Below are 26,078 nucleotides of genomic sequence, written 5' to 3' on the forward strand. Positions count from 1 at the left end.
ATCGCAGGCAAGCCAGCTCCTACGCCCTGCGGGCAGAAGCACCATATCCGCTTTTGATTCTGCCCGCAGGGCGTAGGAGCGGATTTATCCGCGATCTGGCGCGAAGCGGCAGTAAGAAGCCTGAAGCTCCCACAACCTGCGGGCAGTATCAAAAGCGCCAGGGCATTGCAGGATAAATCGCCTCAACCACCTCATCGGCCAACGCACCCCATGCACCGGCGACAGCCGTATTGGTCAGAGCGACCAAGGTTACTTCCGCGACCGGATCCACCCAATAATGGCACCCGTAAAGCCCGCACCACGTCCAGGTGCCCGGGCCCTGCCGATGTCCGGCAGCCGCCGGACTGGTCAGCAGCGCCGAGCCCAGGCCGAATTTCCAGCCAGCCCCCCTGCCCTCCATGACAGTGTTGCCTATTGCGTTACCCAGCAGCAGCGCCGTGCTGGCAGTACTCAGCAACGGGCTGCCGCCCAGCCGCAGGCATTCGAGCAAGCGCAGGTAATCATCCGCCGTGCCCAGCATCCCGGCACCCGCGGACGGATATTGGCTGGCGTCCAAAGCCCGGGCGCAGGAAACCTGCGCGTGTCCGCTTTCCAGCTCAAGCACATCACAGGCGCTGATCCGTAACGGTTCAGGCAGCCCGTCTTTGTAGGCGAGCGCCAGCCCATCCGGAAAGTCGCAGGCGAACCCTGTCGCGTTCATGGCCAGAGGCTCCGTCACCCAGCGCGCCACCACTTGCGGCAGCGGCACGCCCGCGGCCTGTTGCAGCACAGCGCCCAGCACGTCAGTGCCCAGCGAGTACGCCCAACCACTGCCCGGCTCGAAAAGCAATGGCGCTTGTGCCAGGCGACGCAGGTTCTCTGCAAGATCAAACGCTACCCGATCCAGCCCATCCGACACGCCGGCTCGCTGGTAAGCATTGCCGGGCGTCTGTTCGAAGCCATAACCCAGCCCGGAGGTATGCGACAGTAAATGGCGCAAAGTGATCACCGGCTGGCGTCCGTCCGCCAATGCCGGCCGAAAGTCAGGCAGCCAGGTGGTAACAGGAGCATCGAGCGCCAGCAGCCCGCTCTGACACAAACGCAGTACCGCAACCGAGGTCAGCAGCTTGGTCAGTGAGGCAAGCCGAAAACGGGTATCGCGTCGTATTGGCAGCCGGTTTTCCCGGTCAGCCCAGCCGCGGGCACTGGCATAGCGCACCGCGCCGCCCTGAGCCAGCAGCAGAACGCCGCCGACGATACGGCCCTGGTCGACAAAGCCTCGCCAGACCTCGTCGACGCGTTTCACAACACCGCTGTCGACACTGAGCATGGGTCAGTCCCCCTGCACCGCGCGGCAGAATATCTGCGCATAGGTCTGTGCCGAGTGCCGGATCGGGTTGGTGTGCGAACAGCCGTCCTCGAACGCCATGCGCCCGACCCGCTCGGCCTCGCCCTCGTCGATGCCAATGGCAGCAAGGCTGTGCGGAATGCCAAGCTGCTCGCGCAGGTCCAGCAGCCACGCCATCACGCCGTCGAAACCCGACTGCGGCAAGCGCAGATAGAGCGCCAGATCTTCCATCTGCCAGGTCAGTGCCGACCGGTTGGCGCGCAGCACATACGGCAGAAGGATCGCGTTGAGCAAACCATGATGCAGGTCATACAGCGCGCCGAGCGTCTGCGCGATGGCATGCACGCCGCCCAGCCCCCGTTGAAAGGCCGCAGCCCCAAGGCTCGACGCCACCAGCATCTGCTGGCGAGCCTCCATGTCGTTTCCATCGGCCACGGCGCGTGGCAAGTGTTCCTTGATCAACTGCATGCCTTTGACCGCAACCGCCTCGGCCATCGGGTGATACACCGGTGAGCACCAGGCTTCCATGCAATGCGTGAGCGCGTCGAGCCCGGTCGCGGCGGTGAGCGGCGCGGGAAGATCGCGGGTCAGTTCGGCATCCAGAATGGCAATGCGCGGCATCATCCGGCTGTGCAGGATGGTGCGCTTCACCTGCGCCTGTTCGTCGGTGATGACCGAAGCCCGCCCGGTTTCCGAGCCCGTTCCGGCGGTGGTGGGCAGCGCGACGACAGGAGCGATGCCTGCCGGATCGACGCGCAGGTGGTTGTGCCCGATGTCCTCGAAATCCCACAACGGCCGGGTCTGCCCGGACATCAGCGCTACCGCCTTGGCCGCATCCAGCGCCGAGCCGCCGCCAAAAGCGATGACACCGTCGTGGCCGCCGCTTTTGAAAGCCTCAAGACCCTGGGCCACGTTAGTGCCGGTGGGGTTGCCCTTGACGTCGTCGAACAGGCCACAGCTTCCCAGCGACTCGCGGCAGCCTTGCACCGCGCGGTCGACCATGGCCGTTGTGCCCAGAAACCTGTCAGTGATCAACAGCGGCCGCTGTATCCCTGCGGCGCGACAGGCGTCGGCCAGTTCGCCAGCGCGGCCAAGGCCCACGCGAATCGAAGTCGGGTAGTTCCAGTCATTGCTTTGCATGCGCAGCTCTCCTTTGAATGGCGCGGCTTGAGGTGAACGACATCGATTCAGCCGACCAGACCGGCCGGCAACAGACCGATCAGCAGGCGCAGGCCAAACACGATCATGAACAGCCCGGTGATCACATCGATGGCCTTTTTCATGCGCTGATAACGGTGCTGAACAGCCGGAATCGAAAACAGCGTGGCAAGCAGCACAAACCAGGAAACGGCCAGAATGGCAATGATCGATACCCCGGCGGTTCGTACCCACATCGGCATGCCGGGCGTAGTCACGGTGGTGAACACGCTGGTGTAGAACGCCAGCGCCTTGGGATTGGTCAGGTTGGTCAGCAGGCCGAAACGATAAGCCCGACGCAGGCTGCCGATGCCCAGCGCGCCGATGTCGCGCGGTTTGGGCTGGCTGCCGGCGCTGCGCAGGCTTTTTGTTCCCAGCCAGGTCAGGTAGGCGCCGCCCAGTAGCTGCAAAGCTGGCTGCAGCCAGGGCAACTGCTGAAACATCAGGCCCAACCCGGTCGCCGCCAACAGCGCCCAGATGATGCTGCCCGACGCAACGCCCAGGCCCGCGCAGATGCCCTGCTGGCGCGACTGGCTGTAGGAAAGCTGGGTAATAACCAGGAAATTTGGGCCGGGGCTGATGATCAAGACAATGAACGCGCCAGCCAGCGCGGTGAGCAAAGTGATCTCGTACATGAGACAGGTTGTCCTTTCAGTGAGTGGTGGATGCAGGTTCAGGAGCCGAGGCTCGGTGTTGCTGTGGCACTGGGCTGCGCAGGTCGGCGGTCAATGTGCGCAGGCAGGATTGGACGGCGGCGCGCGCCTGCAACGGCGCCAGACAGGCAGGGTCCGGCGTCGGCACGTAGTGGTTGTAGAAAGTGCAACCCTCAACCAACGGACCGAGCACCCAAAGCCGCTCGTTGACCGCGCCGTCCTTGCGTACCGCCCGTGCGCAGCGGTCCGTTTCGAGCCCGTCCGCAGGGTATGCATGCGCCGCGCGGATCAGCCCCTGATCGAGTAGATCGTCGAGCAGCGGCTGGCGGCCCGCGCTCAGGCCGTTGTGGATGGTCCGCGCGCTGATTACCGTGTCGTCACAGGCCGGATGACCGACACCGGGCGGCAGCAGCGTCACGACACCCGCCTGAATCAGGGCCAGCAGATCCTCGTAACGCTCATGCTGCGGACCGCCGACCAGACGGTTGGAAAGCCCGGCCCAGGTGGCGTGGAAGTCGAGCGTCGAGGTTTCGGTCAGCCCATTGTGGTCAGCGACCCGGCGCAGCAGGTCGCGATAATCGCGCCAGACTTCCAGTGCCTGCTTGACCGGGCTTCGCGCCGCGCCCAGGCGACTGAGCGCAAGATCGCGTTCGATCCATTGCCGAAACCAGCGGGCATAGTCCGCGGGATCTCCGGCCCACGGCTCGGTCGTCAGCCAGTCACGAGGTTCGAACGGTCCCCATTGCTCAGCAAGCCAGGCGAACAGCGTCCGGCGCTTTGCGCAATCCGTTGCCTGCAGCAATTGCTGTTGCACGGACCGCAGTTGATCGGGCGCGTCCAGCCGGACCCGGGCCTGATAGAACACGGCACGCATCTCGGCTTCGATCAACGGCAGCACGTCTTGACGAAAATCCAGGCGGCCACGGGCGCTGCCCGGCCGCAGGGCGTCGATGGCCTGCGCGGTGAAGTACAGACGAGGCAGCACGGCTTCAATGTCCGTACGCTCGTCGTTCAACCGAGGCCGGGCGTGAAATGGCAGCCCGCTGCGCGAGTACATGAACACGCGAGGTTCGCGGCCAGACGCCTGGTAGCGCCAGCCCGCGAGGCTGCCGTCGCGAATAAAGCGACCGCCGCGACCTTCGGTGAGCCCTGCAAGCGTATCCATCGCCGTGAGCCCCAGGCCTTCGATGGCCACGCATTGCCCGACGGTTTCCGACGTGGCAGCTGCGCCGTGGCCGGTGGTCAGGAACAGTGCGTCGCAAGCCAGCTGCCAGCCGCTGGCCGTGGCCAGTCGCCAACCCTGCTGGCCGCCCAGGCCCGCCAGTGAGCCGCACTGGGTGACAGCTTCAGCATGGTGCTGCACCTGAACATGTGCCGGGCATTGTTGAATCAGCAAGCGGTAACAGTCCTGCAGATATCGGCCCAACAGCTTGCGCGGCACGAAATCGCCGAACCGGACCCCTCGCCCGCCCTGCACCGCCACATGCCCACGCTCATCGAGCCGGACCTGCCGGGCGTTGCACCATTGCAAAAAGGTCATCCCGAGGTGGTCGGATGCCGGGAACGCCGAGCTGAAAGCCGACAGTTGCCCGGCCATGGTATTGAGCATCAGGTAATCCGGCTGCTCGCTGTGGTGCAGGCCGGAGCCCGCCATCCGCGGGTCAAACACGTCGATGCGCAGCCGCAAGCCGCTGGTATCGCGCATGAGCCCGATCACTTGCTCAAGAATGCTTAAGCCTCGGGAGCCCATACCAACAATCGCGATCCGCAGTTGCGGCGGCGCAGCGGCGGGTTTGTTCAATGTGAGGTCCGACGGTGGAAAGTTGTGCATGGCCTTCACCACCGGTTCGATTCAAAGAAAAAGTCGGGCACCGCCAGCGCGCTGCCGTCGGCCATCGCCTGCCGGTAAATCCGCTGGCCGACGGCGAGGTCGAGCACACCCAGACCGAACGGCGAGAAAATCGCGGGCTTTTGCGGGTCCAGCTCGATCTGGCCGCGCATCAGCCCGGCCAGCGTTCCTGTGATGAACGCGCGGCTCTGGTAATGCCGCACCGCCAGATCCGCGGAGGTCTGCGCCTTCAGGCAATGCTCGACGTCATCGAAAATGTTGTTGGCGGCGGCGATGACTGCCGGGCCAAGGTCGCGCAACGAGACGTTGAGCACGATCTGCCCTGCCCGGAATATCGGTTCCAGCACGTACGGACTGGGTGCCGTGGTCGCGAACACCACGACATCGGCGTGCAGGCTGTCGTGCAGATCGGCACGTACGGCAGGCAAGCCATGTACGTCGGCGGCATGCCTCAGCAATGCCTTCTGCGAGGCCGTATGGGTGTCGTAGACGCTTACGTCGCGCACCTCCCAGCCGTCGCTGATGAACATGTCGAGAATGGTGCGGGCGATGAAACCCGCGCCAACGAAGGCGATTCGTCCTGTTCTTCGCTGCCGGCGGTTCATCCAGCGCGCGCCCAGCACCGCCGACGCCGCAGTGCGCATGGCGCTGATGCGCGAGGCTTCCAGACAGGCGAAGGCATAACCGGTTGCGGGGTCGTTGAGCAGCAGAACCGCCGAAGCGCGTTGCAGGCCCGATTCGGCGTTGCCTGGAAAGCTCGAAATCCATTTGATACCGCTGACCGGCTGGCTACCCGTGAGGCTCGCCGGCAACGCAATGATGCGGTTGGCCGGCGCATCCGGGAAACGCAGAAAGTAGCTGTCGGGGTTGATGGTCAGGCCAGCGTCGTGGTCCAGGTAAGCCTGCCGGACATCGTCGATACAGGCCTGCGGGTCGGCAGCCAGCAGGCGCGCGACCACCTGACCATCGACCACATGGAACGGCGCACGTCGCTGGCGTTCGGCTGCCAGCCAGGTTGTCCAGCCAGGTTCGATGTGCATGTCGGCCAGGGTCATGTCCAGCACTTCCCTGCCGAAACGTTGCTCGACCCATTGGTCGTCATAGAGCGTATCGAGGTAGCGCTCGCCCCAGTCCGGCGATAGCGCCACCACCACCGAGCCCGGCTCGATGCGTTCCCGCCAGGCATGCACGGCAGCGATGACCGTCGCCGTCGAGCCGCCGACCAGCAGGCCCTTGGTCCGGGCCAGTATTCGGCACATGGCAACGGTGCGCGACTCCGGCACCATTTCCAGCGCATGAATCTCCTCCATGTTGAAGATCGGCGGACGCTGACTGGTGCCCAGGCCAGGAATGAAGCGTCGGCTGGCCGCCGTGTCGAAAGTCACCGAGCCGATACTGTCGACGGCAATGATCCGTGTGGCCGGATGATGCTTGCGGAAGTACTGCACGCAGCCCATCAGCGTCCCGGTGGTTCCCGCGCCGACGAACAGGTAGTCGACGTGGCCGATGTGCCGGGCAATGGAGCGCGCGGTGGTGCGAGCGTGGGCGCGCGGGTTGGCAGCGTTTTCATACTGGTTGAGCCACACGTAACGCGGGTCGCCGGCGACCTTGTCGCGGATCAGCGCGATGCGCGTGCCGAGAAAACCGCCGTTGGCGTCAGGCGTGTCGACCCGGATCACCTCGGCGCCGTAACTGCGCATCATGCGGATGTTGTGCGCGGAGGTGTTGGGGTCGACCACGCAGGTGAACGCGATGCCGCGTTCGGCGCAGATCATGGCCAGCGCCACGCCGAGGTTGCCGGACGACGACTCGATGAGAACGGTGTCCGGCATGATCAGGCCGCGGGCCTGCAGGTCGTCCACCAGCCCGACCGCAGTCTTGAGTTTGATGGAGCCCGCCGGGTTGAGCGATTCCATTTTCAGCAGGAAATCGTGGCCAAGCCCTGACACCTTGAGAAAGGTCTGGTCGTGGACGATATCGCTGGCTGCCCGGTAAACGTGCGCATCGTGCGCAGTGTCACCAAGAGAAGTGTCGAGGATGTGGGTGTCGTTCATGGGTTCACTTCACTGTGCCAGGATCGAATCGGAGGTGATCGCACGAACGGCCTGTTCGAGGCCGGCGGCGATACGTTCGGCGCGCAGCGCCATCAGCGAGAACGACTGGCTGTCGCTGATGCCATGGCTGCGCTCGGACAGCCCGTTGACCCAGAGCTTCACATCGCTGTCGCTCTGAGTGGCCACGCGGTAATCACGGTCGATCAGCAGGCCGCCGTCGATGTCGGCCTTGAGCCACGGCTGCAGGTTGGCCAGCAGCGGCGGGATCAGGTACTGCTGATAGCCGGTGCCGAGCACCACCGCGTCCACTTCCAGGGTTTCGCTGTGCCGACTGAAGGTGTCGGTCAGCACCACCCGGTAACCACTGGCACATGCCTGAATGTCCGAGACGATCCGGTAGGCGTGGGTGTGCAGCCGCTTGCGGCCGGTGATGCGGTCCTCGTAGGCCAGCGAAAACAGCTTCTGGCTTTCGTCCGGGTCGATGCCGGCGTAGTTGGTTGACCGGCTCCAGTCCAGGAATCGGTGCCGTGCGCCCTGCTCCAGGCTATGGAAGTAGTCCACGTGATCCGGGGCAAAAACCCGATTGGGGAACTGCCCAAGCTGAGTCAGCTTGAAACCGGCGGAACGGTGGACCGAATGCACTTCGAGACCATTGTCCCTGCCGATCAGCTCCAGCACCGACTCGCTGGCGCTCTGCCCGGAGCCCAGCACCAGCCAGCGTTTCGGCAGTTCGGACCCGAAGGCTTCAAGACGCGTCAGAAACTGCGACGTGTGGAACAGCCGCGGCCCGAGCAGCGGCAAGAAAGGCTCCGGAATACGCGGCGCGCTGCCCGTGGAAAGGACGATGTTGCGGGTGTTGAAAACGCCGGTCGGGGTGCGCACCTGGGCTTCGTGCAACCGCCCATTGCGCATGACCGGCAGGATCTCGCTGACCGGTGCATTGAAATGGGTATGCGCATCGACCTGGCGGGACACCCAGGCGACATAGTCGGACCATTCGTGACGACTGGCCGGGCGGCCCAGCAGGCCGAAGTCGAACATCCGGCCCTTGGCCTTGAGGTACATGGCAAAGGAAAAACGACTGCGCGGATTGCGCGGCGTCACCAGATCGCGGAACACATGGTGGTTAATGTCGGTGCCGGCGAGCAGCAACTCGGGGTGCCACTGCGTATGGGCCGCGGCTTCAAGGTAACGGACCGAGAGCCGGGACAGCGGCGCGTCGGCCTCACGCGCATCCTCGAATGCGCAGGACAAGGCAATGCCCGCAGGGCCGAAGCCGATGCAGACGGCGTCCGTGCAAACGGCGCCTGGTGTAAAGGAATGTGGCAAGTCAGTCATGATTCCCTTCCGTGGAGGCAGGTGTGTGGCTGGTTATGGTTTGCAAGTGGTGACCGCAGGCGTCTATCCGGTGAGCGGGATCAGCCCGGCCGGGCCGATTCGCCAGATCCGGTTGAAGGTCCCCCGGCACTCGCCCTGGTCGAAGCCGACCTTGCCCAGCGGCGTGTCGAAGGTCGTGTGGTTGAGCGCGTGCGCCAGCTCAGCCTTGCGCCAGGAACTTGTGGCCAGTTGTTCCAGGACGTGAAACATCAGCAGGCTTTCGCGGTAGTAGGTTGATGTCGCTGACCCGAACAGCAGCCGATGTCGGGCATGACTGGCGCATGACCCGGAATCCGGCTCAGCGAAGCCGATGACGTAGCTGTCCAGATCGCCGCCCTGAGCGACACCGATATGCGGCGAGAGCGCGTCGTCGGTGAAAACCAAGGGCCGCTTGCTGCCGGCGGCCCGGCGCGCGCGCCAATGGTCACGGCTGGCTCGCAGACGCCCGGCGAAGATTTCCACCTGCGCCTTTTCCGGATCAGTGACCTGACGAAGCCCGGCCCTTTCTGCCGCTTCGGACAGGCTGGCGGCCAGCGACCGGCCGTGGGCACTGTCGTCGGCCCCGATGTGCAACACCCGCCAGCCCTGCATCGGCAACCAGGCCAGCAGATCGGCGGCGAGCTGGCGGTCGGACGGGCAGAATCTGAGGGCGTTGGGGTTTTCCAGCGTCAGGGCATCAATGGTGGCGGCTGGCGTAAGCAATGGAATGGCCGCCTGGCGGTACAGCGCTGCCGCGCTGATTGCCGCGTCGGACGAGAAATGGCCGACGACCACGTCTGCCTTCCACTCGATCATCTGCCGCGCGACTTCCGCGCCGCGCGATGCCGAGGCGCCGTCGTCGAGAAAATGCCACTGCACCTGGCTCAGCGCTGGCATGAAGTTGCGTGCGACACAGAGCGCGCGCAAAAAGGTTCCTGCATGAGGCGTATCGGCCGGGTTGAACAAGGCACTGACGCCAACGCGCAGCGCGGGCACATCACGACAGGCGCTCATGGCTGCACGCTCGCGGCCTGCCTGGCAGGTGCGACGCTGTCGCGTATCAGGCGCGTGGGTGAGAACGCGGACCAGCGTGCAGACGGTGCCGCGCCAGTCAGGTGGCATTGCAGCTGCTCGCACGCGATCTGCGCAATGCCGGGCGCGAGCTTGAATCCCAGGCCCGACATGCCTGTTGCGAGGTACAGCGGACTCGCACCCGGTACAAACCCGAGGACCGGCCTGCCGTCCGGGCTGTAACAGTCGAACCCCGGCAGCACATCAAGCACGCGCTGATGCGGGATGTCGCTCGACGGATGCAGCAGGTGCCCTACGCGCGCGCAGGCATCTTCGGCATGCCGAGCGTCAGGCGGCGCAAGCGTTTCCGGCGAGGCGGCGGTGTTGCGATAGCCGCAGCCGGTCTGGACGATTTCGCGGGTCAGCGGAATGCCGTAGCTCTGCGTCACTTCGTCGATGATCGGCATCGACCAGTCACTTTCAGTCAGCACCCTTGCCAGAGGAATCAACCGGGTCTGCAGCCCGGCCTCCTCAAACCAGCGCGGGCTCCAGGCACCGGCCGCCACCACCACCGCCCGACAACGCAAAGTCGCCTGACCGAGCGACAGCAAGACCTCGTCGTGCGAGCGACAATCGATGGCCGTGACTTCGCAGTGTTCGAGCAGCAGGCCGTCGCGGCGCACCAGATCGCCAAGCGCCGTGACTGCCTGTCTCACGTTGCCGACGCAGGCGCCGGGCTCGTAAAGGCTGATACGCTCGCCAGCGGTACAGCGTGGGAAATGGCGACCGTCCAGCTCACGCTCGGCGACCAGGCGCATGGGGTAGCGCTCGCTTGCATAGCGGTCGATGGCGTTGCGCATTTGCGTCAGCTGATCCGGCGCGGCGCGATAAAGCACTCCGGTCCGACGCAGCGCGCTTGCGTAGGTGCCGGCAAACGCGCCCTGGTCCATCAGGCCGATCGACCAGGCGGCCAGCTCCATGAGCAACGGATCGGTGTCGTAAAGGCGCACCAGCCCGCCGGAATAACTGCTGGCGCCCAGGCTGCCCGCCGCGCCCTTGTCGATCAGGGCTACGGAAACGCCGCTGCTGGCGAGCCTGGCGGCAATGCTGGCGCCGATGATACCGGCGCCAATTACCGCGATCTGGTAATCGATGAACATGGTATGAGTCCGTTCAGATGGAATATTCGGCGGCCGAGCCCGACATCAGCGTGGCGTTGACCCGCGCTTCGGGCAGGTCGAAAGCACTGACGATGGCCGCCGCCGTATCCGGAATCAGCGCCTTGCCCAACACCGCGATGCACGCGGCCAGATGGCGAACCGGTCGTCCTTCGGCGAGGCGGGTGCGGGTAATGGCGATGACGTCCAGCAGCGCCTGGGCCATGCCCTTCATGGAGAAATGCTCGGGCTCGGCTGCGCGCGACCATTGCAATCGCAGCGCTTCGAGCAAACCGGCGTCCGGGCCGCACAACCCGCTCCACCAGTCGTCCTGGCTGCGCGGACCGGCTTCCAGCAAAGCCGGGATGAAATCGATGAATAGCGCCTGACGCCAGCTCAGGAAATGCTGCAGGCGGAAGTCGCCTTCGGTTTCCTCCGGCGCGATGCTCGCCAGGTACAGACGCGCACTGTCGGCGCAGGCATCGCGTGCCAGATCCCCGACCCAAATGGCGTGGTTGCGGCTGGTGGACAGATTGAGGCCGTCGAGCTTGAGAAACTGGTTGGGGACAAAGCGCTGTTGCACCTTGAAGTCGTCGAGCACGGAAAGCTGTGCCGGGTACACAATGGCGTGACTGAATACACAGTCAAAGCCCAGAAAGTGCACCAGACTCCCCTGCCCCGATTGCCAGTACTGGCGGAAAAGATCCGGCTGGCCGGTATTGGCGGCATGTTCCCGGAACGCGGCCATGTAGCCTGCCAGCCCCATGAACCAGGTATGAACCCGGCATGATCCGTCCGGCTGCAGATCCAGCCCGCCGTCGCCTGGGCGCGTGACGCCCCAGTCGTGCAGGTGCTCCAGGGTATCGGTCAGCCAGCCATTGAGGGGCGCGCGCCATTTGCGGTCGAGCAGTCGCGCGCGCAACACCGGTCTGAATGCCGCTAGCTTGAGGAACGCCCGATGCGCGGGTTTCCATTGCGAAGGCTGACTGCACAGCTTGCAACGCAGCTCGGTCATCAACTCTGCGTCCGGCGCCTGGGCGCAGTTCTCGCATTGACTGGCGTCGGATTCCGCGCCGCAATAGTTGCAATTGCCGCGGGCAAATGCCTCATAGCCCCAGACGTCACAGTGCGAACAGTAGGCTTCGAGTGAATCCCGGAACTCGATGAAGCCGGCATCACGCAACTTGCCGAACACTTCGGTGACCGCTTCGACGAACCATGGATTGCCGTGAGGGCGCATCCAGTTGTCCGGTCGTATGTTGATCGCAGCCAGCGAGGCTTCGATGCGATCGGTGTTGCGGCGGGCCAGCAGCACCGGATCGACGCCGGCCTCCAGGCCTTTGCGCAGCATGTAGGACTGGTAGTCGTCGGAGTACGAGACCAGCACGCAGTCATGACCGCGCTGACGCTGCACGCGAGTAAACACGTCGGCCGCCAGGAACGGCCCGGCGATGTGGCCGATGTGCAAGTCGCCATTGGGGGTCGGCGGCGTGATGGTGACAATGAACTTAGTCATCGAGGCACCCCGTGGTTTCGTTGTGCCCGGCTACGAACGCGTCCACGTAGTTCATGTCCCACCACACCACGTAGAAATGGAAGTCCTCGACGGAGTCGTTGATCATGTAATGGTTGGTGTGTTTGGGGATCGCGGCGATATCGCCGACGGCAAAGTCCATCTCGCGTTCGCCGACTACCAGCCTGGCGCGGCCCTTGATCGCGATGAAAATCTCCTGATCGACCTGGGTATGCGCTTCGCTGGTGGTGCCTGGGCGGACCACGCACCAGCCGCCAGCGAACGGCATCGGATAACCTTGCCACGGCAGCAGGCGGCTGCCTTCCAGTCCGTATTCCGGTACCAGGGCGTCGAAGTTGATCCTTCTGTGAATGTCGAACTTTTCCATGCTCAAACCCGTGCGTTGAAGTCAGGCTCAAGGATGAAATCTGGTGTTCCGATTGGCTATTCGATCCCTCGATACTTCACGGGCCACGAATTGAATTTTTAGTCAGCCGAATGTGTGTTGTCTCATCTATCAGTTTTGATGATGGCGGGCATCGATAGCCACTATTTCCGGTTCGCCAACCGACGCTCCAGAATGACCTCCATCGCAGAGCACACTTACCGCCTCTGCAAACAGTGAATAAATGGAGTTCATAATGAAGTATGCAATGTTTGCCGCCCTGTCCATGTTCAGCCTGTTCGCCTCCGCCGCCGAGATCAATGTGCCGGCCGAGACGGCCGCCGCCAGTCAGTCAGTGCCCGCGGTGCAATACGATTACTCGCAGAAGCTGGATATTGCGCATGTGATCAATATCTCCACCGCATCTTCTCTTGAGTGCGAGCCGGTGAAATCCAACATGATTTATGTGGACAGCCACGGCGTGCGGCATAACCTGGAATACATGCGTCTTTCCGACAGCTGCGCCGATAGTTGAGAACGTCTGAAAATTGCGAGGGCGCGTTTTATGAGGGCTGGAGCGACAAGTAGCGGATGATGATAATGACTATCAACAGAGCTGATAATCATTGTCCGGGCAGCGGTGTTAACGTTGCCGTCGATGGTTGAACACGTTCCAGCCTCTTGCGAATCCGCATCGCAAGTCGGATGAATACATGCTCTTCTTCATCATTCCTTTGGTTAGATCTTTTGGCCACCTCACTGACGTGCGGTGGCCTTTTTTTGTTCAGAGATCGAACCGGTCAACCACCCTGCGGCGCTCGTTCTCGCTGCGCATGTCATAGCTGGCGGTCGTGGCGATGTGCGTATGGTGGGCAAGTTTCTGGGCGATGGACAGGTCATATTCTTCGATCACGCGGGTGATGAAAGAGCGCCGGAAATCATGCGGCATGATGTCCACGCCGACCTGGCGACCGCGCTGTTTGGCGATGAAGTAGATGGCGTGCTTGGTAATTCGGTCCCGGGTGATGTGATTGCCACGGCGGATGCGATTGAACAGGAAGTGATCATCCTCCTGTCCGGCCGGCAGGCAGGACCGGCGCAATTCGAGCCAGGCATTCAGTGCATCGAAGGCCCAGGCCGGCGCGTACTTGACGAGTTGTCTGTTGCCTTTGCCCATGACCTTCAGGCTGCGCTCGGTGAAGTCGACCTGCGACAGGTCGATATTGACCGATTCGGACTTGCGCATGCCCGAGCCATACAGAATCGCGATGATCGCCGCATCGCGCCGCCCTTGCGGTCTGGGGTCCGCGGCGCAGACGTCCATCAGCTCGCGAATCAGCGTGCGTCGCATGTTTCGGCCCTTGCCCAGCCGTGTACCGCTCACCCCCGGGATCGAGCGGATCTTGAGCAACTGGTCGTGGGTAATCAGGTCCTGCCGCCACGCTTCATTCATCACGCCGCGAATCGCATTGACGTAGAGCGAAGTGGTGTTGGGCGCGTAGTCGTCGGCGCGCAGCGTCGCCACCAGCGCAGTGACATGCCCCGGTTGCAAGGTGTGCCAGGGCACATCGCGAATGTCGACGTCGGCAAGCCCCAGCCGGTCAGTAGCATCCTGCAGCACGTAAGTCATGGTCAGACGGCTTGAAGGCGCAAGACGGTCGAGGTAGAGCTTGAGTGGGTTGCTGACGTCTGGAAGTGCCAGCGGCGCGGTTCTTTCCGGCCGGGCTGTGGGCCGGGCTTCGGGCTCAGCCGCAAGGTGCGCGGAATCGGGATCATCGGGCATGTGACGCAACGCCTTTAGTGCACGGGCAGAGCAGCCGGACGGCCGCTGCGCGGTTGATTCAAAGGCCTGACTTTAGCACGCTCGGCTTCGCCCTGCGTTGCCCGGCGGGCGGTCGCGCTCATCGTCGGACGTCGACCACGACTCGGCCTCTTACCTGGCCGGCCAGGAGTAGCGGCGCAACGTTGATTACCTCGCTCAAACCGATCTCCCGGCTGATCAGCGGCAGCAGCGCGGGGTCGAGGTCGGTCGCGAGCCGGCTCCACGCTTCCAGCCTGTCTTCCCGGGGCCGCGTTACGCTGTCGATGCCGGCGAGCGTCACGCCCCGCAGAATGAAGGGCGCGACCGAGCCTGGGAACTCCATCCCCTGGGCCAGTCCGCAGGCAGCGACGATGCCCCGGTAGCGAATACCCGCGCAGACATTCGCCAGCGTATGGCTACCCACGGAATCGATGGCCGCCACCCACTGTTCTCTGGCCAACGGGCGGCCGGGCTCGGACAGGCTGTGCCTGTCGATAATCCTCGCTGCGCCCAGTCGCGTAAGGTATTCAGCCTCGTCCGGACGCCCGGTCGACGCCACCACCTGATAGCCAAGCCGACCCAGCAAGGCAATGGCAAAACTGCCAACGCCACCATTGGCGCCGGTGACCAGCACTTCCCCGTCGCCGGGCGCGACGCCGTGACGTTCCAGCGCGAGAACGCTCAACATGGCGGTGTATCCAGCGGTGCCGATCGCCATGGCCTGAACGGGTGTGAACGCTTCGGGTAACGGGATCAGCCAGTCAGCCTTCAGCCGGGCCGTTTCAGCCAGGCCGCCCCAATGGGACTCGCCGACTCCCCAGCCGTTGAGCAGGACCGCGTCCCCCGCCTTGAAGGCCGGCGAGTCGCTGGCCTCGACCGTTCCTGCCAGATCGATGCCGGGGACCATCGGGAAACTGCGCACGATGGGGCTTTGCCCCGTCAATGCCAGCGCGTCCTTATAGTTCAGCGTGCTGTGCGAGACGCGTACCGTCACGTCTCCGGCCGGCAGCAAAGCTTCGTCGATTTCCTGGAGCCGCGCGTGGTAGCCGTGCTCATCCTTGTCGATCAAGATGCCTCTGAACATGCCGCCTCCGATTTAGACCGATTGTTTATTAATGTTTGGTCGCTGCTCACTGCGGCAAACCACGCAGAAAGCCCGCGATGAACGTGTTGAGTGGTGCGTCGTTACGGACCAGCCGCGCGCGCAGCACGGCGCCTTCCCAACCGATCCAGAAATAGGCGGCAAGCTCTGCACAATCAGCCTTGTGGCTCAGCTCGCCAGCGCGCTGCGCCGCTCGCAGACAGTCGGCAAGTCGGGCCTGCCAAGCCAGCAGGATGTGTTCCAGCGCATCGCGAAAGCCTTCGGGCAACACGCTGACTTCCTGTCCGAGATTGCCAACCATGCAGCCACGTCGATAGCCGTGACGCGCCATGCCAGCCTTGGCGCTTTGCACAAAACCCACCAGACGTTCCAGTGGCGATAGCGTCTCGTCCAGCAGCCAGCGGTCCAGCTGGCGCGCAAAATACAGAGCGTATTCACCGAGCACGGCGCGGCCGAACACTTCCTTGCTTTCGAAATAGTGGTAGAACGAGCCTTTCGGCACGCCGATTTCCTTGAGCAGAAAATCCAGACCGGTCGCCATATAGCCCTGTTCCGTGAGGACTTCCAGCCCTCGACGCAGCAAGACTTCGCGGGTCTCGTGAGGTTCACGGTCAATCTTGGGTGGCCGGCCTGGACGGCGCGGCTTGGGTATTGATTCAGTCATGAGTGCAAAGATTAGACTGATCGTTTCTAATGTCAAACTCCCTGTCCCGAAACGGCTCGCTATACTCGCCCGACGATAAAGAAGACCGACCATCCGTTTGCCGATCACCTTCCCGCCTTCCGACAGGAGCCTGCCGCATGTCCACCTGGCCAGACCGCCGCTTGCTTGAACTATTCAATATTGAGCTCCCTATCCTGCACGCGCCGATGGCCGGAGCGACCGGCTCCGCCATGGCCATTGCGGTCGCCAAGGGCGGCGGGCTGGCGTCACTGCCCTGCGCGCTGCTGACCCACGAGCAGATTCGCGAAGAGGTGGCGGTTTTTCGTCAGAACAGCCGCTCGCCTTTGAACCTCAACTTTTTCTGCCACACGCCGCCGCCCTTCGACGCCGAACGCGCGGAGCGGTGGAAGCAGGCGCTCAAGCCCTACTACGCAGAGCTTGGCGCGGATTTCGATGCGCCAACGCCGGTCTCCAATCGCGCGCCATTCGATGAAGCCAGCTGCCAGTTGGTCGAAATGCTGCGCCCGGAAGTAGTGAGTTTTCATTTCGGTCTGCCTGACGCCGGCTTGCTGGAACGTGTTCGGGCCAGCGGCGCCAGAATCATCTCATCGGCAACCACGGTGGATGAAGCGATCTGGCTGGAGCGCCATGGTTGCGACGCGGTCATTGCCATGGGTTACGAAGCGGGCGGCCATCGCGGCATGTTCCTCAGCGACGAGCTACACACCCAGGTCGGCACCCTGGCGCTGGTTCCTCAGATCGTCGACGCAGTCCGGGTTCCAGTGATCGCAGCGGGCGGAATCGCCGACGGGCGCGGCGTCGCTGCGGCGTTCATGCTCGGTGCGGCCGCCGCACAAGTGGGCACGGCTTACCTGCTCTGCCCTGAGGCAAAAACAGGCAACGTTTATCGCGAAGCGCTACGCGGCGCGAAGGACAGTCAGACAGCGCTGACCAACCTGTTCACTGGCCGCCCGGCCCGCGGCATCGTCAACCGGGTAATGCGTGAGATCGGTCCGATGAGCCCGCTCGCGCCCGCCTTCCCGCTTGCCGGCGGAGCGCTGATGCCGCTACGCGCCAAAGCCGAACCAGCGGGCAACGGCGATTTCATGAACATGTGGTCAGGCCAGGCTGTGGGCATGAAACGCGAGTTGCCCGCCGAAGAATTGACCCGTCTGCTGGCCGAGGAAGCTCTGCAGCGCCTGCGCGGCGTCTGAATCCTCGCTTCCCTCCCGACACAGGATCGCTATATATTCCCGTATATAGCGAAGGGCCGCCTGCGGGCGGCTCGTTCAATTCCTGCTGTATCCGGAGCCTCCCATGCAAGCCAGCGCCCTGCGCCCGCCCCTCAAACTTATCGCTGTCGCTCTGGCAGCCCTGGGCGCCGGTTCGGCCCTCGCCGACGAAGTCCAGGTTGCGGTAGCGGCAAACTTCACCGCGCCGATTCTGGCGATCGCCAAGGAGTTCGAGAAGGACACCGGCCACAAACTGGTGGCGTCCTTCGGCGCCACCGGGCAGTTCTATGCGCAGATTAATAACGGCGCGCCGTTCGAAGTGTTCCTTTCGGCTGACGACTCCACCCCGGCAAAACTGGAGCAGGAAGGCGCAACGGTCAAAGGCTCGCGCTTTACCTACGCAACCGGCACCCTGGCGCTGTGGTCTCCCAGGCCGGGCTACGTGGATGACAAGGGCGATGTATTAAAGGGTCAGGATTATCGCCATCTGTCCATCGCCAACCCCGTAAGCGCTCCCTACGGCCTGGCCGCGACTCAAGTGCTGGGCAAGCTCGGCCTGAGTGAAGCAACACGCTCGCGTCTGGTAGAAGGCCAGAGCATCAGCCAGGCGTATCAGTTCGTTTCCAGCGGTAATGCCGAGCTGGGTTTTGTTGCGCTGTCGCAAGTCTACAAGGACGGGAAGCTCAGCAGCGGCTCTGCCTGGATAGTGCCGGCCGCCCTGCATGACCCGATCCGCCAGGACGCCGTCATCCTCAATAAAGGCAAGGACAGCGTCGCGGCGAAGGCGCTGATGGATTATCTCAAAGGGCCACATGCTGCCGAGATCATCAAATCGTATGGATACCAGCTGTAAATGCCGCTGGAAAGCGCCGACCTGGCGGCGATCTGGCTGACGCTCAAGCTTGCCTCGCTAACGACCCTGATCCTGCTGGTGATCGGAACGCCCATCGCCTGGTGGCTGTCGCGAAGCCGTTCGTGGCTCAAAGGGCCGGTCGGGGCGATCGTCGCGCTGCCGCTGGTGCTGCCGCCAACCGTGATCGGCTTCTACTTGCTGCTGTTGCTCGGCCCGCACGGTCCGGTCGGGCAAATGACTCAGGCGCTGGGGCTGGGCACCTTGACGTTCAGCTTCAGCGGGCTGGTGATCGGCTCGGTGTTGTACTCGATGCCTTTTGTCGTGCAGCCGCTGCATAACGCATTCGCGGCCATCGGTCCGCGACCGCTGGAGGTCGCCGCCACCCTGCGGGCCGGGCCTTGGGACACGTTTTTCAACGTCGCACTGCCCCTTGCTCAACCCGGCTTTGTGACTGGCGCGATTTTAGGGTTTGCGCATACCGTCGGCGAATTCGGGGTGGTATTAATGATCGGTGGCAACATACCTGACAAGACTCGGGTGGTTTCGGTGCAGATCTTCGATCACGTCGAGTCGATGGAATACCTGCAGGCGCACTGGCTTGCCGGCGCAATGGTGGTTTTTTCGTTCGTGGTTTTGCTGGCGCTGTATTCGAGCGACAAGACACGGGCCGGGTGGAGATAACCGATGCCGATGCCTCTGGAAATCCGGCTGCGCATGACCTTCCCCGCCTTCGAGGTCGATGTCGACCTTACGTTGCCCGGCTCGGGTGTGACCGCGTTGTACGGCCCGTCCGGCTCGGGCAAGACCACTTGCCTGCGCTGCATTGCCGGCCTGGAAAAGGCGCAGCACGCGCTGATAAAGGTAAACGGGGAAACCTGGCAGGATTCTGCGCGCAACCTGTTTGTTCCCCCCCACCGGCGCTCGATGGGTTATGTGTTTCAGGAGGCCAGCCTGTTCACCCACCTGTCTGTGGCCGGCAACCTGGCTTTCGGCCTGAACCGCATAGCCCGAAGTCAGCGTCGTCTCCAGTTGGCCCAGGCTGCGGAACTGCTGGGTATCGAGCACTTGCTTGAGCGGCGGGTGGACACTCTCTCGGGCGGAGAACGCCAGCGTGTGGGCATCGCCCGCGCACTGCTGACCAGCCCTCGCCTGCTGCTGCTCGATGAGCCGCTATCGGCGCTGGACGCGCGACGCAAGGCAGAGATTCTTCCCTATCTGGAGCGGCTGCACAGTGAACTCGATATCCCGATGCTGTACGTCAGTCACGCGCAGGATGAAGTCGCGCGGCTCGCCGATCATCTGGTGCTGCTGGAACAGGGCAAGGTTCTGGCCAGTGGGCCCATTGGAGAAACCCTGGCGCGTCTGGATCTTCCGCTGGCGCTGGGTGATGACGCAGGCGTGACCATCGAAGGCACCGCGACCGCCTATGACGCCCACTACCAACTGCTGAGCCTTGCCCTTCCCCGCAGCGAACTGATCGTTCGCGTCGCGCACGTGGCCATCGAGACCGGCAGGAATCTGCGCTTCAAGGTGCAGGCGCGGGACGTGAGCCTCACTCTGCTGCCCGACGGACACAGCAGCATTCTCAATCGGCTTCCAGTAACCGTGGTCAGCACCGCACCCGCCGACAACGGCGCCCACGTGATGGTGCGACTCGACGCACACGGCACGCCGCTGCTGGCACGTATCACCCGATTCTCGTCTGATCAGCTACAGATTCACCCGGGCCAACTGCTCTGGGCGCAGATCAAGTCCGTGGCGGTGCTGGCCTGAGCAAACGCGGGCCGGCATTAAATATTCGGCACCACCCGGCGCGGTCGAGGTCAATGACGTTACCTGCCTCTGGAGTTTCGCCATGCCCGAATCGACCGCTGTTGCCCCCATCCCATCGGATCTGCATTACGTGGACGACAGCCAGCCTGGATACAGCCGCAAGTTGCTGAGGGGCAAGTTCGCTTACTTCGATACCAACGGCGAGCGCATTCGCGATGAAGAGCAGATCAAGCGCATCAACGCTCTGGCGGTACCGCCCGCCTACACGGACGTCTGGATCTGTGCCGACCCCGCCGGCCACCTGCAGGCTACCGGTCGTGACGCGCGTGGCCGCAAGCAATACCGTTATCACCCACGCTGGCGGCAGATCCGCGACCAGAACAAATATGCTCGTCTTATCCAGTTCAGCGAAGCGCTGCCCAAGGTGCGCAAACAGATCGAAGCGCAACTGGCGCAGCCGGGCATGGGCCGCGAAAAAGTCATGGCGACTGTCGTCTCGCTGCTGGACGCAACGCTGATCCGCATCGGCAACACCCAATACGCCAAGGAAAATCGGTCCTACGGTCTCACGACACTACGTAACAGGCATGTGGAAGTACGCGGCGGCAAGATACTTTTCGAGTTTCGCGGCAAGAGCGGCGTCGAGCACCGCGTCAGTGTGAACGACCGACGCCTGGCCAACGTGATCAAACGCTGCATGGAGCTGCCCGGTCAGAATCTTTTTCAATATCTGGACGAAGACGGCGTGCGCCACAACGTGACGTCATCGGACATCAACGCTTATCTCCACGAACTGACCGGCGCCGACTTCACCGCCAAGGATTACCGTACCTGGGCCGCCAGTGCCATGGCCTTGGCAACCTTGCGCAAGCTGCAATGGGAGCCTGAGGCCGACGCCAAGAAACACATCGTCGAGATGGTCAAGCAGGTATCACGGCTGCTGGGCAACACACCGACCATCTGCCGCAAATGCTATATCCACCCCGCCGTGCTGGACGGCTTTCTGATGGGCAGCCTGGCAAAGCTGCCACGCATCCGGGAACGCAAGGGCCTGCGCCAGGAAGAAGTCGCTTTGGCAAGTTTTCTGCGGGCACTGAACGAACAGGTCGAAGAAGCCATCGAAGAAACTTCAGTCTGAAGAGCAGCGCGACTTACTCTGGACAGGTTAATCGAGGAATGAAGACCAGCTACTCTTGCACCGCCAACGGTAACGGCGGTGATGTCTGTCGAGCCTCGACCTTGTAGGTAGTAGATATCTGCTCAATCGTGCTGACAAGCTGACTGACCGCCTGCTGAACCTGAACAAACATGGCTGCGGGCTCACCACCTGTGGCAGTCATCCGCTCGACGAAGTCGCTCATCACCAAAGATGCCGCCCTCCGATCGGTCAGCACATAAAGTATGTCCACACCGATGTACGCAACCGCCGCCAGATAATCGGCTTTTGGCACTCGCTCGCCGCTCTCGTATCGACCCTGTGCGTTAGCTGCCACCCCACCAAGTTGTCCCAGTTCTCTTTGCGAGAGTCCTAAACGTTTACGCTCCTGTCTCAGACGTGAACCAATGTCGCTCATGGCTATCCCCCTCCCCGTTTCAAGCGGTCAGACCTTTCTGACCGATTGTCTTGTCCCCAGGGTTTTACGGCGCCACAGCCCAATGCTTCACTCTGCCGTTACCGTCGACCCTGATCAGGTTTCTCCTACATTACTCGGAAACATTCAACTAGCGTTTATCGGCTGTACCTTATGTTCGACGGGCCGGCCTGCCCCTGCGACAGAAGCATGTCGTCCATCTTGAGAGACAGTTATAGGCGAGGTGTAAGGGCCTGTCAGCAACAGCGGAAGATCGTTGCGTTTATCGCGGTTCGCTTTCCCGGCGCGGGCCATTGCCAGAACGGTGCCGTCCGGACTGCCACCTCGCTGGTGCGCGGCGCGCGGCGCGCGACAATGCTCGACGCGATGTCCGCCGTTTTGCGTAGATTCATGATTTCTCGACAGTTTTATCCAACTGGAAATGACGCCTCGCAGGCTATCCGGATCATCTGCGAGCTTGCTTCATGGGGTCGGGGTGTATATATTCCCTGCTCTTGGCGCTACCGCCCCGATGGCGAAATTGGTAGACGCAAGGGACTTAAAATCCCTCGCCCTCTGGGCGTGCCGGTTCGACCCCGGCTCGGGGCACCATCTACAAATCTAAGGGTTGCGCACGTAATGTGAGCAACCCTTTGTGCTTTCTGCCTTTCTCAGCGTTTCAGCCACAGCTGAACCCGCCCGCCGATCAAGTGGCCGCCACTGGCGCACAGAGCGTCGAACGCTTGCCCTGCACCAGTTCGAAGGCGTCTGTCCCGGACGCGAAGGTGATCAGGTAGCCAGGCAGCGTTGCTTCGATCTGATACAGCTCGATGCAGCTCACCTCATGGCCGTTAGTCTGCGCGGTCACCCTGAACGGGCCAATAATTTCGTCTGGCGCTATGGGGCGCGCCGCCTGCAGCTCCAGATTGGCTCCCGGAATCGGCTGGCCCTCGCCGTCGCGCGGCACCAGATGGATGTTCAGCCCTTGCAGGGCAACGGGATAATGATTGTGTACGGTGAGGTGCAGGTCGACTGTGCCGGAAGCATTGTCGATTTCTGCGCTGAAATCGCGAACAGTCAGCTGGATACCTTGCGGCGGAGCCGTGTTCGCGGGATTGGAACCGCAGGCGGCCAACATGCCAGCTGCCAGTAAAACCAGAACGTACTTCATAAACCTCCGGATTACATAAACCTCAGAATCAAGGCCAGCCAGCGCGGTCTGTTACAGCATTCGCGCGTTTAGGATCCAATTCCCGGTCCTTATCCTATCGGCTGTTGCCAGCCCTGGATGAACTAATAAACCCCCGTCCGTCGGTGCACACATATCGAATGAATCGAATGAATTGAAGTGCTGCCAAGCAAGTTGTCGATCGAATGGAATCTCTGCAATTGCGGTCGGACTAACGTTGACGAGGCCCATGCAGATTCAACGGCTCGGCAAGCAGTGCCGATAAGGACGCCAGAGTGCGGATCAGCGACAAATCATCGGTTACGACCTGGCTGCAACTCGCCTTCCTTGGCGTGTTCCTGCTGCTTGGCTGGGAGCCCGCCGACCGAAAGACGTGGCTGATGGAAAATGCTCTGGTAGCGATTGGCGCAGCGGCGGTCTGGCTCGCCAGGCGCCACTTTTACTGGACGACTCGTTCCTGGGCGCTGGTTGTGGCGTTTTTATGTCTGCACCAGATCGGCACCCACTTCACCTACCCCGACGTGCCTTACAACATGGCTGTCGCAAGGCTGACGGGCGTGAACATCGATCAGCTACTGGGCTGGGATCGAAACCACTATGACCGTCTGGTTCATCTGGGCTACGGTCTGCTTTTCGCCCTCCCCATCCGCGAAATCGTCGTGGACAGGTGTCGTCTGCAGGGCGCCTGGGCGTCGCTGATTGCCTGGTCATTCGTGCTGTCCACTTCCATGCTTTACGAGCTGATGGAGTGGATCGGCGGCCAGGGTAACTCCTCATTTCTCGGTGCCCAGGGCGACCCGTGGGACGCGCAGAAGGACATGGCTCTCGCCGCCGGCGGAGCTCTGCTGATCCTTGTATGCCGTGGCCATTCGATACGAAACGCGCTTCGAGCACCTTCGCCGATGCGCTGAATGCGCCTATGTCCGGCTGTGTTGCGCCCATAAAAAAGCCCTGGGGGACGGCGGCCCCCAGGGCTTCTTCTCTCAGCGGTATCCGAGCGCGTTACGCCAAGTCTTGCGCCGGGCCGAAAAACTCGTAGTGAGTCTGCGCCTCGGGTACGCCCAGCTCTTCAAGCGACCGCTTCATGAACGCCATGAACGGCTTCGGTCCAAGGAAATAAGCGTCGACATCTTTGTCCGCAGGCAGCCATTGCGCCAGATGCCCCAGCGCTGGACGCCCGATCGCACTTGGCCGCTGGAGAGAATCGGCACTCTGCTCCTCATGAACCACATGGGCCTGGAACAACGGATAACGCTGCTGCCAGTCGTTAAGCACAGCCTGAAACGCCTGAGCCTTGGCATTGCGTGCGTAATGGATAAAGACCACTTCCCGGTTGCCCTCACCGAGGGCCGCCTCGGCCATTGCGAGTGTTGGAGTGATGCCGACGCCGCCACTGATCAGTACCAACGGTTTAGAGCTGTCGCTCAGGGTAAACGCCCCTGAAGGTGGAAATAGTTCCAGCACCGCCCCCACTGAAACCTCATCATGCAGGAAGTTGGAAACGACACCGCCTGGTTCACGCTTGACGCTGATACGCAGCCCTGTTCCCGACGACGCTGCGGACAGGGAGTAATTCCTGCGGACTTCGGCACCGTTTACATTCAGGCGAACGCCGATGTACTGACCGGGCTTATAGGCAATGACAGGTCCGCCGTCCACAGGCTCAAGATAGAACGAAGTGATCTCGGCGCTTTCCGGAACCTTGGCCGACACCCTGAAAGCCCGTCCGCCGCGCCACCCACCGGGCGCGGCAGCGATGCTCTCGTAGACATCGTGTTCCGCATTGATGAGGATATCGGCCAACTGCTGATAGGCCGCGCCCCAGGCAGCAATCACCTCACCCGTCGCGACATCCTCGCCCAGCACCTCGCGGATCGCCCGCAACAGGCATGCCCCCACAATCGGGTAGTGCTCCGGCAGGATCTGCAGCGCGACGTGCTTGTTCACGATCTGGCCAGCCAGTGGCCCAAGGTTCTCCAGCCGGTCAATGTTCCTGGCGTACATTAATACGCCGTTGGCCAGCGCCCGCGGCTGAGCGCCGTTCGCCTGGTGGGCCTGATTGAACAGCGGTCGCACTTCAGGGTGCCCGTCGAGCATGATCCGATAGAAATGAGTGGTCAGAGCCTCGCCGCCGGTTTCCAGGAGAGGAACCGTGGCCTTGATGATGTCTCGCTGTGCCGAACTGAGCATGCTAACTCCAGGGTTAGAGGTTTATCTCCTGTAGAGCAAGGGCTGTGCCACTTGGAAACAATTGATTATTCAGGGTGTTAGGGTTAGGTGGAGTCAGATTGACTGAGTCATGATGACTCGCTCTGGAGGATTAGAGTCAGATTGACTCGTCTGGCATGCGCTGCTTTCTTCGCGCACAAGAAAAAACCCCGCAGACGTTAATCTGCGGGGCTTTTAGAGTGGAGGCCGAGGTCGGAATCGAACCGGCGTAGGCGGATTTGTGTCCTACCGGAGCGAGAAATGCTCCGATACGTAACCGTATCACAAGCTGATACCGGCCCATGGCGGTGTCGAGAAGAAGAACAAAAACGCCCGCGGCAGTGCAGGCGTTTGGCAAGATCTGCAGCAACTGCTGCCAGTTGATGGGCAAGATGATTTCTCCAACGATGGGCTTGGCATCACCTCAGGCCGGTTACAAATGTGAACTTGAGATCACACGACGTGAACGCTAACATCCCTCCCAAATTGGGAGGATGTGGTTTGAGAGTAATCGCACGAGGGACCTTGCGAGACTTTTGGGAGAGCAGTTCTTCTTATGCAGATGCCATGATCCCATTGGTGGAGTGGTACCGGCATATGGAGAAGGCAACGTATCGGACGCCCCAGGAAGTCAAAGCTGAATTACGCACCGCCAGCATCCTGAAGTGTGGTCGAGTGGTGTTCAACATTGCCGGTAACAAGTATCGGGTCATCCTGGCTATCGATTACGAAAGACAAATCGCTTTCATACGGTTTGTCGGCACGCATGCCCAGTACGACAAAATGGACGCGGAGACCATTTGATGGATATCAAACCTATTCACACAGACAGCGACCTCACCGCAGCGCTGAGCCGCGTCGAAGCCCTTTGGGGGGCGCAACGCGATACACCGGACGGAGACGAGCTGGAGATCCTGTCGATTTTGATTGAAAAATATGAGGCAGAACGGTACCCGTTCCCAAAGTCGGACCCCATTGAGGCGATCAAATTTCTCATGGAGCAACAGGGGCTGACGCCTACAGATCTGGAGCCTTATATAGGCAGTAGCGGGCGCGTGTCGGAGGTGCTCAATCGAAAGCGCAAACTCAGCCTGGCCATGATCAAGCGGTTACACGATGGCTTGCGCATCCCTTACGAAAGCTTGCTGGCCGGCAACACTTGACGTCCGCTCGACGGGATCGG

General features: G+C 62.2%; 25 protein-coding genes, 1 tRNA gene and 1 pseudogene. 10 read left to right on the top strand and 17 right to left on the bottom strand.

Features of this window, described 5'->3' with window-relative positions:
• Positions 1-148: 148 nt before the first annotated feature.
• The 10 genes from J3P77_RS11840 to J3P77_RS11885 all read right to left on the bottom strand — a co-directional run bounded on the left by J3P77_RS11840 (position 149) and on the right by J3P77_RS11885 (position 12,505).
• Entirely contained in the window at positions 149-1,309 is a 1,161-nt protein-coding gene (locus tag J3P77_RS11840; protein WP_434676831.1) for a serine hydrolase domain-containing protein, read from the bottom strand.
• 3 nt (positions 1,310-1,312) lie between these two features.
• Positions 1,313-2,467, bottom strand: a complete 1,155-nt coding sequence (locus J3P77_RS11845; RefSeq protein ID WP_434676832.1) for an iron-containing alcohol dehydrogenase — start codon at positions 2,465-2,467, stop codon at positions 1,313-1,315.
• A gap of 47 nt (positions 2,468-2,514) precedes the next feature.
• A complete protein-coding gene (locus J3P77_RS11850) occupies positions 2,515-3,159 on the bottom strand; it encodes a LysE family transporter (RefSeq protein ID WP_434676833.1) in 645 nt (214 codons plus the stop codon).
• Between the two features lie 16 nt (positions 3,160-3,175).
• Positions 3,176-4,927, bottom strand: coding sequence for an FAD/NAD(P)-binding protein (locus J3P77_RS11855; RefSeq protein WP_434681984.1), 1,752 nt, complete (start codon positions 4,925-4,927; stop codon positions 3,176-3,178).
• A gap of 86 nt (positions 4,928-5,013) precedes the next feature.
• Positions 5,014-7,080 carry a 2,3-diaminopropionate biosynthesis protein SbnA gene (gene sbnA, locus J3P77_RS11860; RefSeq protein ID WP_434676834.1) on the bottom strand — a complete coding sequence of 689 codons (2,067 nt, stop codon included), beginning with the start codon at positions 7,078-7,080 and terminating at the stop codon, positions 5,014-5,016.
• 9 nt (positions 7,081-7,089) lie between these two features.
• The gene (locus tag J3P77_RS11865) at positions 7,090-8,418 is read right to left on the bottom strand and encodes a SidA/IucD/PvdA family monooxygenase (protein ID WP_434676835.1); all 1,329 of its coding nucleotides are present in this window, start codon (positions 8,416-8,418) and stop codon (positions 7,090-7,092) included.
• A 63-nt stretch (positions 8,419-8,481) separates the two neighbouring features.
• A complete protein-coding gene (locus tag J3P77_RS11870; protein ID WP_434681986.1) occupies positions 8,482-9,432 on the bottom strand; it encodes an ABC transporter substrate-binding protein in 951 nt (316 codons plus the stop codon).
• Between the two features lie 14 nt (positions 9,433-9,446).
• Positions 9,447-10,607, bottom strand: a complete 1,161-nt coding sequence (locus J3P77_RS11875; protein ID WP_434676836.1) for an NAD(P)/FAD-dependent oxidoreductase — start codon at positions 10,605-10,607, stop codon at positions 9,447-9,449.
• A gap of 13 nt (positions 10,608-10,620) precedes the next feature.
• Positions 10,621-12,120, bottom strand: a complete 1,500-nt coding sequence (locus tag J3P77_RS11880) for a methionine--tRNA ligase (protein WP_434676837.1) — start codon at positions 12,118-12,120, stop codon at positions 10,621-10,623.
• Positions 12,113-12,505 (bottom strand): cupin domain-containing protein, encoded by a 393-nt coding sequence (locus J3P77_RS11885; protein ID WP_434676838.1) that lies wholly within the window; start codon positions 12,503-12,505, stop codon positions 12,113-12,115. The genes J3P77_RS11880 and J3P77_RS11885 overlap by 8 nt, the downstream gene beginning before the upstream one ends.
• 253 nt (positions 12,506-12,758) lie before the next feature.
• Here J3P77_RS11885 and J3P77_RS11890 point away from each other — a divergent pair, with 253 nt between their 5' ends.
• Positions 12,759-13,037 (top strand): DUF2790 domain-containing protein, encoded by a 279-nt coding sequence (locus J3P77_RS11890; RefSeq protein WP_434676839.1) that lies wholly within the window; start codon positions 12,759-12,761, stop codon positions 13,035-13,037.
• Positions 13,038-13,286: 249 nt separating this feature from the next.
• On the opposite strand, the gene J3P77_RS11895 is transcribed toward J3P77_RS11890, so the two are convergent.
• The 3 genes from J3P77_RS11895 to acuR all read right to left on the bottom strand — a co-directional run bounded on the left by J3P77_RS11895 (position 13,287) and on the right by acuR (position 16,069).
• Positions 13,287-14,285, bottom strand: a complete 999-nt coding sequence (locus J3P77_RS11895) for a site-specific integrase (RefSeq protein ID WP_434676840.1) — start codon at positions 14,283-14,285, stop codon at positions 13,287-13,289.
• Positions 14,286-14,403: 118 nt separating this feature from the next.
• The gene (gene acuI, locus J3P77_RS11900; protein WP_434676841.1) at positions 14,404-15,387 is read right to left on the bottom strand and encodes an acrylyl-CoA reductase (NADPH); all 984 of its coding nucleotides are present in this window, start codon (positions 15,385-15,387) and stop codon (positions 14,404-14,406) included.
• Between the two features lie 46 nt (positions 15,388-15,433).
• Positions 15,434-16,069 (bottom strand): acrylate utilization transcriptional regulator AcuR, encoded by a 636-nt coding sequence (gene acuR, locus J3P77_RS11905; RefSeq protein WP_434676842.1) that lies wholly within the window; start codon positions 16,067-16,069, stop codon positions 15,434-15,436.
• 137 nt (positions 16,070-16,206) lie between these two features.
• Here acuR and J3P77_RS11910 point away from each other — a divergent pair, with 137 nt between their 5' ends.
• The 5 genes from J3P77_RS11910 to J3P77_RS11930 all read left to right on the top strand — a co-directional run bounded on the left by J3P77_RS11910 (position 16,207) and on the right by J3P77_RS11930 (position 21,065).
• Positions 16,207-17,283 (top strand): NAD(P)H-dependent flavin oxidoreductase, encoded by a 1,077-nt coding sequence (locus J3P77_RS11910; RefSeq protein WP_434676843.1) that lies wholly within the window; start codon positions 16,207-16,209, stop codon positions 17,281-17,283.
• A gap of 103 nt (positions 17,284-17,386) precedes the next feature.
• Positions 17,387-18,154, top strand: a complete 768-nt coding sequence (gene modA, locus J3P77_RS11915) for a molybdate ABC transporter substrate-binding protein (RefSeq protein ID WP_434676844.1) — start codon at positions 17,387-17,389, stop codon at positions 18,152-18,154.
• The gene (modB, locus tag J3P77_RS11920; protein WP_434676845.1) at positions 18,155-18,835 is read left to right on the top strand and encodes a molybdate ABC transporter permease subunit; all 681 of its coding nucleotides are present in this window, start codon (positions 18,155-18,157) and stop codon (positions 18,833-18,835) included. It abuts the gene before it with no gap.
• A gap of 3 nt (positions 18,836-18,838) precedes the next feature.
• Positions 18,839-19,927: a molybdenum ABC transporter ATP-binding protein gene (gene modC / locus J3P77_RS11925; protein WP_434676846.1), complete on the top strand. Its 1,089-nt coding sequence runs from the start codon at positions 18,839-18,841 to the stop codon at positions 19,925-19,927.
• Between the two features lie 82 nt (positions 19,928-20,009).
• The gene (locus J3P77_RS11930) at positions 20,010-21,065 is read left to right on the top strand and encodes a DNA topoisomerase IB (RefSeq protein WP_434676847.1); all 1,056 of its coding nucleotides are present in this window, start codon (positions 20,010-20,012) and stop codon (positions 21,063-21,065) included.
• Positions 21,066-21,114: 49 nt separating this feature from the next.
• On the opposite strand, the gene J3P77_RS11935 is transcribed toward J3P77_RS11930, so the two are convergent.
• A complete protein-coding gene (locus tag J3P77_RS11935) occupies positions 21,115-21,501 on the bottom strand; it encodes a helix-turn-helix domain-containing protein (protein WP_434676848.1) in 387 nt (128 codons plus the stop codon).
• 523 nt (positions 21,502-22,024) lie between these two features.
• On the opposite strand from J3P77_RS11935, the gene J3P77_RS11940 reads away from it, so the two are divergent.
• Positions 22,025-22,110, top strand: a tRNA-Leu gene (locus tag J3P77_RS11940).
• 94 nt (positions 22,111-22,204) lie between these two features.
• Here the strand turns inward: J3P77_RS11940 and J3P77_RS11945 are convergent.
• On the bottom strand, positions 22,205-22,669 hold the full coding sequence (locus J3P77_RS11945; RefSeq protein ID WP_434676849.1) for a hypothetical protein: 465 nt from the start codon (positions 22,667-22,669) through the stop codon (positions 22,205-22,207).
• Positions 22,670-22,962: 293 nt separating this feature from the next.
• On the opposite strand from J3P77_RS11945, the gene J3P77_RS11950 reads away from it, so the two are divergent.
• Positions 22,963-23,598, top strand: a complete 636-nt coding sequence (locus tag J3P77_RS11950; RefSeq protein WP_434676850.1) for a DUF2238 domain-containing protein — start codon at positions 22,963-22,965, stop codon at positions 23,596-23,598.
• 91 nt (positions 23,599-23,689) lie between these two features.
• Here J3P77_RS11950 and hmpA read toward each other — a convergent pair whose 3' ends face one another.
• Complete coding sequence (gene hmpA, locus J3P77_RS11955) at positions 23,690-24,877, bottom strand: NO-inducible flavohemoprotein (protein ID WP_434676851.1); 1,188 nt, start codon at positions 24,875-24,877, stop codon at positions 23,690-23,692.
• A gap of 253 nt (positions 24,878-25,130) precedes the next feature.
• Positions 25,131-25,286: pseudogene (locus J3P77_RS11960) on the bottom strand (glycoside hydrolase family 19 protein); the annotation flags it as partial.
• Positions 25,287-25,396: 110 nt separating this feature from the next.
• On the opposite strand from J3P77_RS11960, the gene J3P77_RS11965 reads away from it, so the two are divergent.
• Positions 25,397-25,699, top strand: a complete 303-nt coding sequence (locus J3P77_RS11965; RefSeq protein ID WP_434681988.1) for a type II toxin-antitoxin system HigB family toxin — start codon at positions 25,397-25,399, stop codon at positions 25,697-25,699.
• Positions 25,699-26,058: a helix-turn-helix domain-containing protein gene (locus J3P77_RS11970; RefSeq protein WP_434676852.1), complete on the top strand. Its 360-nt coding sequence runs from the start codon at positions 25,699-25,701 to the stop codon at positions 26,056-26,058. The genes J3P77_RS11965 and J3P77_RS11970 overlap by 1 nt, the downstream gene beginning before the upstream one ends.
• Positions 26,059-26,078: the final 20 nt, after the last annotated feature.

Source organism: Pseudomonas sp. R1-18 (assembly GCF_051132095.1).
In the GTDB taxonomy this organism is placed as follows: Bacteria; Pseudomonadota; Gammaproteobacteria; order Pseudomonadales; family Pseudomonadaceae; genus Aquipseudomonas.